We start from the raw sequence: 12,212 nt of genomic DNA on the forward strand, positions 1-12,212 counted from the left end.
GAACCGGAGTGGGCCTGAGCGGGACGGGTGCGCTTGTGTGGCGGGAAGTCGGCGAGGACGACCTGCCCGCGTTGACCGGCCTGGCGCAGGCGTGCCTCGCCACTGACGGCGGGCTGCCGCTGTTCGGGCGTACCCCGCTGGTGCGGGCGCGGCTGCTTCAGTCGCGTACCCACGGGGCGTGGTCCGGCGGCGACCTGGTCGCGGCCGTCGGGGTCGGCGCCGAGCGGACGCCGGCCACCGCCACCGGCCTGGTGCACCCCGCGTGGCGCGGTCGCGGGCTCGGCGGCGCGCTGCTCGACTGGGCCGAGAAGCACGCCGGCGACGCTGGACTGCTGGTCACCACGGAGACGTGGAACGCGGGCGCGGAGGAGTTGTTCGCCAAGCGCGGCTACACGCGGACGTTCCTGGAGTGGGTGCTGCGGCACGGCCTCGACGCGCTGCCCGAGGTCACCGCGCCGGACGGCGTCACGGTGGAGCCCGCCACGCCGGGGCTGGAGCTGTTCGCCACCTACCGCGCGTCGTTCGCCGACCGGCCCGGCTTCGTGGAGCCGGAGGCCGACGAGTGGCTGGGTGACCTGCGCGACGACGAGGACTTCCGGCCGGAGTTGACGCTGCTCGCGCGCGGCCCGGACGGCGTGGCGGCCGGCTTCGTCACCGTGCTCGACAACTGGATCGACCAGGTCGGCGTGGTGCCGGACTGGCGCGGGCGGCGGGTCGGCGCGTACCTGGTGGCGCGCGTGCTGCGCGGCCTCGCCGACGCGGGGGCGGACGCCGCGTGGCTCTGCGTCAACGACGACAACCCGGCGGCCGGGCTGTACCGGCGGCTGGGCTTCCGCGACTTCGGCCGCCGCGCCCGCTACCTGCGTGACTGACGCGATCCGGGCGGCGATCATGCGGGGCCTCGCCGATCTGTGGGCGAACGGCTGCCCGGTGCCCGCGCCGGAGCTCCACGAACGGCTCGCCGACGTCGGCCTGCGCCGCTGGCACAGCGTCGCCCGCCGGCACCGGGGGCGGCGGCTCGGCCCGGACGACCGGCTGAGAGATCTGGTACGCGGACTGGTCGCCGCGTTCGAGCCGGACCCCAAGCTGGTCGGGCCGCTGGTACGCGACTACGAGTGCGTCGCGCGGGTGATCGCCGACGCCGCGACGGGGCGGTAGTGGTACTACTTGCGGTACCATGAGTGGGTGCCGTCCATAGCCAGGCTCGTCGAAGCGATGCGCAAGAGCCAGCAGAACGTCGCGTACAACGATCTCTATCGGGTCTGCGAACACCACTTTGGCAAACCACGGCAGGCCGGCACCTCGCACGCCGTGTTCAAGATGCCGTGGGCGGGAGACCCGCGCGTCAACATCCAGGACGACAAGGGCAAGGCCAAGGCGTATCAGGTACGGCAGGTGCTCAAGGCGATCGACAAGAAGGAGGCCATGTGATGTCCGAGTCCCGTCCGGAGATCTCGCACTACACGTACCGCGTCACCTGGTCCGTCGAAGACCAGGAGTTCGTCGCCACCTGCGCCGAGTTCCCGTCTCTCTCGTGGCTCGCCACCACCCAGATCGAGGCGCTCCAGGGGCTTCAGGAGATGCTGCGCGAGGTGATCGCGGACATGGCGGAACAGGGCGAGCAGATCCCGGAGCCGCTGTCCGAGCGCAGGTACTCGGGCAAGTTCAACCTGCGGGTCGGCGAGAGCCTGCACCGCGAACTGGCCATCCACGCCGCCGAAGAAGGCATGAGCCTGAACCAATACTTGCTAAGGAAGCTCAGCGCGGCCTGATCCGCCCCAGGACGAGCATCCCCGCACGGGACTGTTGCCGAGGCCCATTGACGTGGTCTTATGGCGGAACGACGACGTCATCGATCCGCAGCTTTGACAACCCCGCGTCGGTACTCCTTTCATGCCTTCCGAAAGGTGCAACGATGCACAGGAAACCGACGATCCACCTGGCAGTGCTCGTCGCTGCCGCCGCCACCTTCCTGACCGCCGGCGGAGCCCCCGTCGCGGCCACGGCCGCCTCTCCCGCCGCCGCCGAGTGCGAGCCGGGCGCGGACAACCACAGCGCCGCCCGGGTACGTGAGGGCGCCACCGCAAAGGAGCCCGCGCTCTACTCGACGAACGAGGCCAAGGCGTACGGCGTCATCAAGGACTCGCCGCGCCTCGCCAACGGCAGCGTCACCGTGCCGACGGTCTTCCACATGATCTCCGACCACGAGCTGAGCGCGACCGAGAAGGCCCGCTGGAACACGCTCATCTCGGCGCAGATGACGGTGCTCAACGACTCGTTCGCGGGTCGTACCGCGGCCGACGCCTCGGACACGCCGTTCCGCTTCTCGCTGGTCGACACCACGTGGACCGTCAACAGCACCTGGTACACGGTGGTGCCGGGCAAGAACGAGCGGGACATGAAGAAGGCGCTCTACACCGGCGACTCCCGCACCCTGAACGTCTACGCGGCGAACATCGGTGACGGGCTGCTCGGCTGGGCGTACTTCCCGAAGGGCTACAACAACGGCCGCGACTACATCGACGGCGTGGTGATGCTCGACGAGTCGATGCCGGGCGGTACGGCCGGCAAGTACGCGCTCGGTGACACGCTCACGCACGAGGTGGGGCACTGGCTGATGCTGGAGCACACGTTCGCGCACGGCTGCTCCGCGTCCGGCGACTTCGTGGCGGACACGCCGCGTGAGGCGGCGCCGCAGTTCAACTGCCCGATCGGGGCGGACACCTGCACCGCGCCGGGGCTGGACCCGATCCACAACTTCATGGACTACACGCAGGACTCCTGCATGAACATGTTCACCCCGGGCCAGGCCGACCGGATGAGCGACGCCTGGGTCGCGTTCCGCGCCAGCGGCAAGGGCTGACCGCGAGACCGGGCGGGCCGCACCACGGCGGCCCGCCCGGCCGCGCGCCGGTCAGTCGACAGTCGGCAGCGTCGGCCCGAGCACGTCGTCGGCGTCCACGATGGTGTACGCGTACCCCTGCTCGGCCAGGAAGCGCTGCCGGTGCGCGGCGTACTCGGTGTCGATGGTGTCCCGGGAGACCACCGTGTAGAAGTGCGCCTGCCGCCCGTCGGCCTTCGGGCGCAGCACCCGCCCGAGCCGCTGCGCCTCCTCCTGCCGGGAGCCGAACGTGCCGGACACCTGGATCGCCACCGCCGCCTCGGGCAGGTCGATGGAGAAGTTGCCGACCTTCGAGAGCACCAGCGTCCGCAACGAGCCGGAGCGGAACGCGTCGAACAGCCGCTCGCGTTCCTTGTTCGTGGTGGAGCCCTGCACGATCGGCGCGTCCAGGTATTCGCCCAACTGGTGCAGCTGGTCGAGGAACCCACCGATGACGAGGACCTGCTCGTCCGGGTGCCGGTCCACCAGCGCCCGCACCACGGGCAGCTTCGTGCGGGCGGTGGCCGCCATCCGGTAGCGCTCCTCGGCCTCCGCCGTCGCGTACGCCATGCGCTCGGCGTCGGTGAGCGTCACCCGTACCTCGGTGCACTCCGCCGGGGCGATCCAGCCCTGCTGCTCGATGTCCTTCCACGGCGCGTCGTACCGCTTCGGGCCGATCAGGCTGAACACGTCGCCCTCGCGGCCGTCCTCGCGTACCAGAGTCGCGGTGAGGCCGAGCCGGCGACGGGCCTGGAGGTCCGCCGTGAAGCGGAAGATCGGCGCGGGCAGCAGGTGCACCTCGTCGTAGACGACCAGGCCCCAGTCGCGGGCGCCGAACAGGTCCAGGTGGGTGAACGCGCCGCCGCGCCGCGAGGTGAGCACCTGGTACGTGGCGATGGTGACCGGGCGGATCTCCTTGCGCTCGCCCGAGTACTCGCCGATCTCCTCCTCGGTCAGCGACGTGCGGGCGATCAGCTCCCGCTTCCACTGCCGTCCCGCCACGGTGTTGGTGACCAGGATCAGCGTGGTCGCCTTCGCCTCGGCCATGGCCGCCGCGCCGACCAGCGTCTTGCCGGCGCCACAGGGCAGCACCACCACGCCGGAGCCGCCGGCCCAGAACGCCTCGACGGCTTCCCGCTGGTACGACCGCAGCGTCCACGGCTTGCCGCCGTCCTTGCCGGCCTCGGCCAGCTCGATCGGGTGCGCCTCGCCGTCCACGTACCCGGCCAGGTCCTCGGCCGGCCAGCCCAGCTTGAGCAGCGCCTGCTTGAGCCGGCCCCGCTCGGACGGGTGCACCGCGATGGTGTCGTCGTCGAGCTTCGCGCCGAGCATGCCGGCGAGCTTCTTGCTCTTGGCGACCTCGATCAGCACCACCCGGTCCAGCGCGCGCAGCACCAGGCCGTGCACCGGGTCGTTGGCGAGCTGGAGCCGGCCGTACCGGTCCATCGTCTCGGCCACGTCGACCAGCAGCGCGTGCGGCACCGGGTAGCGGGAGTACTTGATCAGCGAGTCGACCACGCCCTCGGCGTCGTGGCCGGCGGCCCGCGCGTTCCACAGGCCCAGCGGCGTCAGCCGGTACGTGTGCACGTGCTCGGGGGAGCGTTCCAGCTCGGCGAAGGGCGCGATGGCCATCCGGCACGCCTGCGCGTCGGGGTGGTCGATCTCCAGTAGGAGCGTCTTGTCCGACTGCACGATCAGTGGTCCACCGCTCACGCCAGCGTCCTCTCGCATCGCCCGGAACCCCGCTGCCCGGAACCCCGCCGCACCCCGGCTGACCTGCCGGAGGCCGACCAACCAGTGTTGCACGCCGGAGGGCTGCGTAAAAAAGTCCGGCTGGACAGGCAACGTCATACTCGTCCCACACGTCTAGCAAGCGGGACGACTGTCCAGGGAGGGCCCATGCAGCGTGTCCGGTTTCTCGCCCGGGTCACCGCCCTGGCGGTGGTCGTGCTGGTCGGTGTCGGCGCCTGCGCGCTCGATCCGCAGGCGGACGGCGCCGGGGGGAGCACCCCCGGCCCGGTCGGGCTGACGGAGGGAGCATCGGGGGCGAGCGCGTCGCCCACGCCGGAGCAGCCGGTCACGTCCCCGTCGGCGCAGCCGAGCCGGACGGCCTCGCCGAAACCCTCCCGATCGCCGGAGGCGACGAAGACGACGAAACCCAAGCCGAAGCCGAGCGCTTCCGCCGGGTGCCCGCAGGGCGAGCACCAGCGGGCCGTGGAGACGTACCTGACCCGGCTGGGCGGCTTCGGGACGCTGACCGTGGACGGCGAGCAGTCCGCCGCCGACTGCGCCGCGATCAAGAAGTTCCAGGTCCGGTACGGCATCAGCCCGTCCTCGGGTCGCGCCGGCCCCACCACGTACGACGTGGCGAAGCGGCTTGCCGCCACCGACACCGCGCGGTGCAAGGCCGGTTCCCGGCTGACGTTCTGCGTCGACCTGACCCGGCAGACGGTCTGGGCGATGCGCGGCGGCACTGTGGTGATGGGCCCGACCGTGACCCGCACCGGCATGTCCGGCTACGCCACCCCGGCCGGCACGTACACGGTGGGGCGGAAGAACCCGCGCGAGTGGTCCAACCCGTACGAGGTGTGGCTGCCGTACTGGCAGCAGTTCAACGGCGGGATCGGCTTCCACGAGACCACGACATACCTGCACAACGGCGCGATCGGCTCGCACGGCTGCGTGAACCTGCTGCACCGCGACGCGGTACGCCTGTGGGAGCTGGGTTCGGTCGGCACCCGCGTGGTGGTGATCGGCCGCCGCCCCGGCACCTGAACCGGCCCGGAACCCGCCCTCACCCGTGACCGGACGGCCCGGATCAGGGTTTTAACCCCTGTCCGCCCGGTCCGGCAGGTGCCACTCTGGAAGCCGGGTCCAAGCCGGGGCGGGGAGGGACTGCCATGACCGTTGACCAGGACGTGCTTCCCGACGAGGAGCGGACGCAGCAGCAGGAGGTGCCCACGGCGGTCCTGTTCGGCTACGCGGCCGCCGCCGTCGGGGTGTTCGGCTGGTTCCTGTTCGGGCTGCTGGTGCAGCAGCAGGGCTTCGTGGACTCGGTCGGCGAGTCGGCCGGCGCGGCGTTCGCGTTGCTGCTGGCCGTGTCGGTGGTGGGCACGTTGCGCCGCAACGGGGAGTGACGCCTCACTCCTCCAACACGGCTGCGGTGATCCGGTGCAGCGCGAACGTGTGCAGCATCTCCGTCCGGTCGTCCTCGGCGCGCAGGTAGCCGGCACCGATAGACACCGGCCGGACCAGCCGGGACGCGGTCGCCCCGTGCGCGTCGACGTAGCCGACCCAGACCAGCGCCTTGTCCCGTACCGCCTGCTGGAGCACCGCCAGCGCGTCACCGTGACCGGGCACCGGGGCGGGACCGCCCGCCGCCGCGCCGCCCCGGACCACCGCCGGGGCCCGTCGCGCCGCCCGGGCCGCCGCGTCGCCCCGGCGGATCTGCTCCACCACGCCGAGCAGACGGGGCATCGGCAGCTTCGGCGTGGCGAGCGGGTCCACCGCGCGGCCGATCCCGGTACGGGCCGGCGCCCGCCGGGTCTTCGGCCGGGCCAGCACCGTCGCTCCGCTGGCGTCCTCGGGCACCGGGGCGTACCCGGCGTCGCGCAACGCGGTGAGCATCCGGTTGACCTGGTACGGCGTGACCAGCACGGTGGGTGCGAGCCGGCGGAACGCCAGCGGCTCCAGGCGCCGGTCGGCCTGCACCTCGGTGAGCAGCGCCTCGTCGTCGCTGCGCACGTATGCGCCGGACGACCCGACGCGCAGCCCGCCGTGCTTGCGGGCCACGTCGTCGACCAGATAGGTCAGGCCCTGCGGCACCGGGGTACGGGACCGGCGGCGGAACAGCGCGTGCAGGTCCTCCGCGGTGTAGCCGGCGTCCAGCGCCCGCCGGATGCTGCCCGTGGTGACCCGGTGCACGCTCGCCCCGCCCGCCGACTCGTGCTCGGCCACCACGTCCAGTTCGGCGGCGAGCGCCGGGTCGGGCGGGCCGGGCACCACCACTGTCAGGTCGGCCTGCACCAGCACGTGGTCGACCGGGGCGGGCAGCAGCCCGTCCAGCGCGCGGACGGTGGTCGACGGGTCGCCCGACTCGGCGTCGGAGCGCAGCCCGAGCGGGTCGTCGCCGCGTTCGTCGGCGTCGGTCAGCTCGGCGAGCAGCAGCCGCCCGTACGTGGTGAGCGCGCCGAGCCCGGTCACGCCCAGCGAGGCCGCCTCGGCCAGCACCTCCCGGTGCGCCGTCTCCCGCCCCCGGGCCCGCCGGGGCGCGCGCCAGTCCAGCAGTTCCAGCACCTCGTCGGGGGTGGGCGCGGTGCCGGCCGGCAGGTCGGCGAGCACGGCGAGCACCGCACGCCGGGCGGCGGGCGCGCCGGCTCGTTCCGCCTCGGCGGAGAGCACCGAGATGGGCCGGTCCCGGTCGTCGCGCTGCCCGATCAGGCCGGCCTGGCGGGGCATCGACATCCAGGCGCGGGCGAGCTGCTCCCAGCGCTGGGCCAGCGACGCCGCGCGCCACACCTCGTACCCGCCGGTGGGCAGGATCTGCTGGTCGCCGCCGTAGCGGGTGGTGGCCGCGCCGGTCAGTTCCATCTCACCGGTCAGCCCGGCCGCGTACGCGACCTCGAACAGCAGCGCGGTGGTCGTCTCGTCCAGCCCGAGTCCACGGGCGAGCCGGCGCAGGTCGCGGACGCCGACGCCGCCGGAGCGCAGCACCGGGGCCGGCTCCACGATCAGCGCCTCCAGCAGCGCCTCGGTGTGCCGGACCACCTCCATGGTCTGCCCGGCCCCGGCCGAGTCGACGGACTTGACCTCGCGGGGCGGGCCGGACACCACGGGTGGGCTGGTGCGCAGCGGGCCGAGCGGGCCGGAGTCGCGGCGCAGCACCAGCCCCACCTCGCGGGGCAGCTCGACGGTGCCGTTGCGGCCGCCGGACATCCGCACCAGCAGCCGGTGCTCGACCAGCCAGCGGATCGGGGAGCCGGTCGGCGCGCCGCCGTTCACCAGGTCCGGCGGGAGCACGTCCTCGGCGCCGGTGGCGGGGGCCTCCAACGCGCCCGGCGCGACGGTGCCGACCGGCGGTCCGGCGGCGAGCCGGTCCAGGACGGCGCGGGCCGAGGGCGGGGCGGACAGCAGCGTCCGCCGCAGCTTCGCCGGGTCCGCGCAGAGGGCTGCCACGCGCGGGTCCAGCTCCGCCGCCGGCCGGCCCAGCCCCGCCGGGTACGGGGACACCTCGTCGATGCCCCCGGCCACGCAGAGGTCGTGCTCGGGGCCGTACAGCAGGAACCGGGCCCGGAGCCGGTCGACGGCGGCGCGGACCGCGGTGGGCGCGGGGGGCCGTGGCCCGGCGGTGGCCATGGCCAGGATCTGGTCGGTGGAGGTGGCGCCCTCGGGGCCGCGGGTGAGGCGGGCGGCGTCGAGGATCTGGAGGGTGAACTGGTCCAGCCCGTCGAGCGCCCGGGCCACGGAGACCCGGGACTGGGCGCGCAGGGCGAGGGCGGACACGTCGGCCGGCACCGGTACGACGAGGTCCGGCCGCAGTTGGAGCAGCGCGGCGAGGGACTCGTCGGGGAGGGCCCGCAGGTGGTCGGCGAGTGAGGTGGTCATCGTCGTACCACGCTAGCCCGCTGGGTAGGTTCTCGGCATGCCTCCGCTGATGGTCGGCTTCGACCTCGACATGACACTGGTCGACTCCCGCCCCGGGATCGCCGCCGCGTTCCGGGCGCTCACCGCGCGGACCGGCGTGCACGTGGACGGGGATCTGGCGGTGTCGCGGCTGGGCCCGCCGCTGCGCACCGAGCTGGCGCACTGGTTCCCGCCGGAGCGCATCGAGGAGGCGGTGACGGTCTACCGGGAGCTGTATCCGGCGTACGCGATCACTCCGACGGTGCCGATGCCGGGCGCGGATGCCGCGCTGCGCGCGGTGCAGGCGCGCGGCGGCCGGACGATGGTGGTGACCGCGAAGATCGGCCGGCTGGCGAAGCTGCACCTGGACCACCTCGGGCTACCGGTGGACGAGCTGGCCGGGGACGTGTTCGCCGAGCAGAAGGCGGTCGCGTTGCGCGAGCACGGCGCGACGCTCTACGTGGGTGACCATGTGGCCGACATGGCCGCCGCGCGAGCTGCGGGAATCCCAGGCGTGGCAGTGGCGACCGGCCCGTGCTCGGCCGACGAACTGACCGAGGCCGGGGCGTACCTGGTGCTTGATGATCTCGTCGAATTCCCGAGGGCGCTGGACCGGATCATCGGGCTAGCCTTGGAGGGGTAGACGGTTCGAGTGGAGCGGGGTTCAACAGGTGCCGACGGGTCGAGTGAAGTGGTACGACGCCGCCAAGGGGTACGGGTTCGTCACCAGTGACGAGGGTGGCGACGTGTTCCTGCCGAAGGGCGCGCTACCGGCGGGTGTCGCCGACCTGAAGGGTGGCCAGCGGGTCGATTTCAGCGTCGTGGACAGCCGGCGGGGCGCCCAGGCGATGGGGGTCAAGCTGCTGGAGGCGCCACCTTCGGTGGCGGAGCTGCGCCGCCGGCCGGCCGAGGAACTGCACGGCCTGGTCGAAGACATGATCAAGGTGCTGGAGGCGAAGGTCCAGCCGGACCTGCGCCGGGGTCGCTTCCCGGATCGGAAGACCTCCCAGAAGATCGCTCAGCTGGTCCACGCGGTGGCGAGCGCGCTGGAGGTCTGAGGGACGAGCCCGGCGTCGGCGGCCCGGCCCAGCAGCGCCTCCACGGCGGCGAAGCCGGCCTCACCCAGGTCGGCGGTGAACTCGTTGACGTAGAGGCCGATGTGCCGGTCCACCACGTCGGGCTCCATCTCCTGCGCGTGCGTGAGGACGTACTCGCGGCTCGCAGCCGGGTCGGCCCACGCCTGGCGTACCGACTCGCGGATCCAGGCGGCGGCCTCGGCCGGGTCGACAGCGCCCCGGCGGGCCAGGATCGCGCCCAGCGGGATCGGCAGCCCGGTGTCGCCCTCCCACCACTCGCCCAGGTCGACGAGCGCGGTCAGCCCGTGCCGCGGGTAGGTGAAGCGCGCCTCGTGGATCACCAGGCCGGCGTCGTACCGGCCGGCGGCCACGCCCGGCATGATCTCGTGGAACGGCACCACCTCGATGCGCGCCGGCGCCTGGTCGGCCGCCCAGAGCCGGAACAGCAGGTACGCGGTGGTCCGCTCGCCGGGCACCGCCACCGTCGCGCCGGACAGGTCGGTCCGGTCGCCGCGGGTCAGCACCAGCGGGCCGCAGCCCCGGCCGAGCGCGCCGCCGCAGGGCAGCAGGTGGTAGTCGTCCAGCAGCCAGGGCAGCGCCGCGTAGCTGACCTTCACCAGGTCGAACGCGCCCCGCTCGGCGGCCGTGTTGGTCACGTCGACGTCCGCGTAGGTCACCTCGACCGGCGGCGCGCCGGGCACCCGGCCGTGCACCAGGGCGTCGAAGACGAACGTGTCGTTGGGGCAGGGGGAGATCGCCAGGGAGAGCGCCACGTCCCCACCGTAACCCCGGGGGCCGGGCCGCCCGTCACAGCGTCCGGTGTGACGTCCAGCCGTTCCGGTGCAGCCGTTCGATGCCGTCGAGCAGCAGGTCCAGCGCGAACTCGAACTCGAACTGGTCGTCGCAGCCCGGCCCGACGACCGAGTCGCCGTCGTGCGACGCCGCGGTGGCGATCGCCGCGAGGTTGGGGAACCGGGCGGCCATCTCCGGCGGCAGGTCGGCCGGTGGCTCGGGCACTGTCGCGCCGGACCGGCCGGCCTGCCGGGTGGCGTCGAACAGTTCCTGGCTGAAGCCCAGCACCCGGCTGCCCATCGCGTGCATCACGTGGTGGGCGAGGTCGGTGGAGAACCCTCCGGCGCGCAGCGCCCCGACGGTGGAGTCGAGGTACGCCAGCACGGCCGGCGTCGCCGTGCTGCGGGACTCGATCGCCAGCGGCGCCCAGGGGTGGCGCAGCAGCACCTGTCGCGCCGAGAGGATGCGCCGCCGGATCGCCTGCTTCCAGTCGCCGGGCTCCGGCGGATCGATCTCCGCGACCACGACGTCGATCATGCCGTCGACCAGTTCGTCCTTGTTCGCCACGTGCTTGTAGAGCGCCATCGGCACGACGCCCAGGTCTTGGGCGAGGTTGCGCATGCTGAGCGACTCGATGCCGGTCCCGTCGGCGAGCGCGACGGCGGCACGCAGGATCCGGTCCCTGCTCAGCGGTGCCCGGCGCACCTTCTCCGCCTGCTTCGGCATGTGGTTCCTCGCCTTCCCGGGGGCGGTTGTCACAGTATCCGCCTTGACTGGTGTACGGCGTACACCTAGCCTGTTTCCATCGAGGTGTACGCCGTACACCTGGGAGGGAGCGGGACCATGAGAGCGATCGTCCAGGACCGGTACGGCCCACCCGAGACACTCACGCTGGCCGACGTCGACACGCCCGTGCCCGCCGTTGACGAGGTGCTGATCCGGGTCGAGGCGGCCGCGCTCAACGCGTACGACTGGCACGTCATGCGTGGCGATCCCCGGCTGTCGCGGCTGGCGCTCGGCCTCACGCGGCCCCGGGCGCGCATCCGTGGCCGCGACGTGGCCGGGCGGGTCGAGGCCGTCGGCGCCGGGGTACGGCAGATACGTCCCGGCGACGCCGTCTTCGCCGACCTCGGCGAGGCCGACGGCGCGTTCGCCGAGTACGTGTGCGTACCCGAACGCCTGGTCGCGCCCCAGCCGGCGAACCTGTCCCCGGAGCAGGCCGCCGCCCTGCCGCTCGCGGGCGTCACCGCGCTCCAGGGGCTGCGCGACGCCGGGCAGGTCCGGCCCGGCCACCGGGTCCTGATCAACGGGGCGTCCGGCGGCGTCGGCACGCTCGCCGTCCAGCTGGCCAAGGCGCTCGGCGCGACGGTGACGGGCGTGTGCCGCACCCGCAACGTCGACCTGGTCCGTTCGCTCGGCGCCGACCACGTGGTCGACTACACCCGCGACGACTTCACCCGCGCCGGGCGCCGGTACGATGTGGTGTTCGACCTGGTCGGCAACCGTTCGCTGCGCGCGCTGCGGCGCGCGTTGACGCCGACCGGGACGCTCGTGCTCTCCGGCGGCGGGGTCTACCGCGGCGGCAGCCTCATCGGACCGGTCGGGCTGCTCGCCCGCGGACGGCTGACGGCGCCCTTCGTCCGGCAGCGCATCGTCGCGCTCGCCACCTCACCCGGCCGGGCGCACCTGGACGCGCTCCGCGAGCACGCCGAGGCCGGCCGGCTCACCGTGGCCATCGACCGTACCTATTCGCTCCACGAGGTGCCCGACGCCATCCGCTACCTCGAAACCGAGCACGCGCGGGCGAAGGTCGTCGTCACCATCTGAGGCCGTCGTCCCCA

Annotated in this window: 14 protein-coding genes; 10 read left to right on the forward strand and 4 right to left on the reverse strand. The window is 73.2% G+C overall.

Translation table 11 applies throughout. The features are described from left to right. The 5 genes from BAW75_RS27665 to BAW75_RS27685 form a co-directional block, all read left to right on the forward strand. Positions 1-872: GNAT family N-acetyltransferase (locus BAW75_RS27665; protein WP_338109331.1), on the forward strand; the 872-nt coding region annotated here is incomplete at its 5' end. Beyond that, positions 865-1,158, forward strand: a complete 294-nt coding sequence (locus tag BAW75_RS27670; RefSeq protein ID WP_244206290.1) for a hypothetical protein — start codon at positions 865-867, stop codon at positions 1,156-1,158. The genes BAW75_RS27665 and BAW75_RS27670, both read left to right, overlap by 8 nt. Positions 1,159-1,185: 27 nt before the next feature. Then, positions 1,186-1,431, forward strand: a complete 246-nt coding sequence (locus tag BAW75_RS27675; RefSeq protein WP_227457452.1) for a toxin HicA — start codon at positions 1,186-1,188, stop codon at positions 1,429-1,431. Next, complete coding sequence (locus BAW75_RS27680) at positions 1,431-1,772, forward strand: type II toxin-antitoxin system HicB family antitoxin (protein WP_104115490.1); 342 nt, start codon at positions 1,431-1,433, stop codon at positions 1,770-1,772. Before BAW75_RS27675 ends, BAW75_RS27680 begins: the two co-directional genes overlap by 1 nt. A gap of 143 nt (positions 1,773-1,915) precedes the next feature. After that, positions 1,916-2,863: a zinc metalloprotease gene (locus tag BAW75_RS27685; protein ID WP_104115459.1), complete on the forward strand. Its 948-nt coding sequence runs from the start codon at positions 1,916-1,918 to the stop codon at positions 2,861-2,863. 51 nt (positions 2,864-2,914) lie between these two features. Here the strand turns inward: BAW75_RS27685 and BAW75_RS27690 are convergent, their stop codons facing one another. Then, complete coding sequence (locus BAW75_RS27690; protein WP_043327178.1) at positions 2,915-4,594, reverse strand: DNA repair helicase XPB; 1,680 nt, start codon at positions 4,592-4,594, stop codon at positions 2,915-2,917. Positions 4,595-4,780: 186 nt separating this feature from the next. On the opposite strand from BAW75_RS27690, the gene BAW75_RS27695 reads away from it, so the two are divergent. Together BAW75_RS27695 and BAW75_RS27700 are read left to right on the forward strand one after the other, a co-directional pair. Further along, positions 4,781-5,656: a L,D-transpeptidase family protein gene (locus BAW75_RS27695; protein WP_104115461.1), complete on the forward strand. Its 876-nt coding sequence runs from the start codon at positions 4,781-4,783 to the stop codon at positions 5,654-5,656. A gap of 125 nt (positions 5,657-5,781) precedes the next feature. After that, complete coding sequence (locus BAW75_RS27700) at positions 5,782-6,018, forward strand: hypothetical protein (protein WP_030503577.1); 237 nt, start codon at positions 5,782-5,784, stop codon at positions 6,016-6,018. Positions 6,019-6,022: 4 nt separating this feature from the next. Here BAW75_RS27700 and BAW75_RS27705 read toward each other — a convergent pair whose 3' ends face one another. Next, the gene (locus tag BAW75_RS27705; RefSeq protein ID WP_069088089.1) at positions 6,023-8,485 is read right to left on the reverse strand and encodes a helicase-associated domain-containing protein; all 2,463 of its coding nucleotides are present in this window, start codon (positions 8,483-8,485) and stop codon (positions 6,023-6,025) included. A gap of 37 nt (positions 8,486-8,522) precedes the next feature. Here BAW75_RS27705 and BAW75_RS27710 point away from each other — a divergent pair, with 37 nt between their 5' ends. Together BAW75_RS27710 and BAW75_RS27715 are read left to right on the forward strand one after the other, a co-directional pair. After that, complete coding sequence (locus BAW75_RS27710; RefSeq protein WP_104115462.1) at positions 8,523-9,146, forward strand: HAD family hydrolase; 624 nt, start codon at positions 8,523-8,525, stop codon at positions 9,144-9,146. Positions 9,147-9,174: 28 nt separating this feature from the next. Further along, the gene (locus tag BAW75_RS27715; protein WP_104115464.1) at positions 9,175-9,561 is read left to right on the forward strand and encodes a cold-shock protein; all 387 of its coding nucleotides are present in this window, start codon (positions 9,175-9,177) and stop codon (positions 9,559-9,561) included. On the opposite strand, the gene BAW75_RS27720 is transcribed toward BAW75_RS27715, so the two are convergent. Both BAW75_RS27720 and BAW75_RS27725 read right to left on the reverse strand, forming a co-directional pair. Then, entirely contained in the window at positions 9,522-10,352 is an 831-nt protein-coding gene (locus BAW75_RS27720; RefSeq protein ID WP_104115465.1) for a 1,4-dihydroxy-6-naphtoate synthase, read from the reverse strand. The genes BAW75_RS27715 and BAW75_RS27720 overlap by 40 nt on opposite strands. Before the next feature lie 34 nt (positions 10,353-10,386). After that, positions 10,387-11,097 (reverse strand): TetR/AcrR family transcriptional regulator, encoded by a 711-nt coding sequence (locus tag BAW75_RS27725; protein WP_104115467.1) that lies wholly within the window; start codon positions 11,095-11,097, stop codon positions 10,387-10,389. A gap of 117 nt (positions 11,098-11,214) precedes the next feature. On the opposite strand from BAW75_RS27725, the gene BAW75_RS27730 reads away from it, so the two are divergent. Continuing rightward, positions 11,215-12,198, forward strand: a complete 984-nt coding sequence (locus BAW75_RS27730) for an NAD(P)-dependent alcohol dehydrogenase (protein WP_104115468.1) — start codon at positions 11,215-11,217, stop codon at positions 12,196-12,198. Positions 12,199-12,212 lie beyond the last annotated feature (14 nt).

This window comes from Micromonospora chalcea (assembly GCF_002926165.1).
GTDB classification, from domain to species: Bacteria; Actinomycetota; Actinomycetes; order Mycobacteriales; family Micromonosporaceae; genus Micromonospora; species Micromonospora chalcea.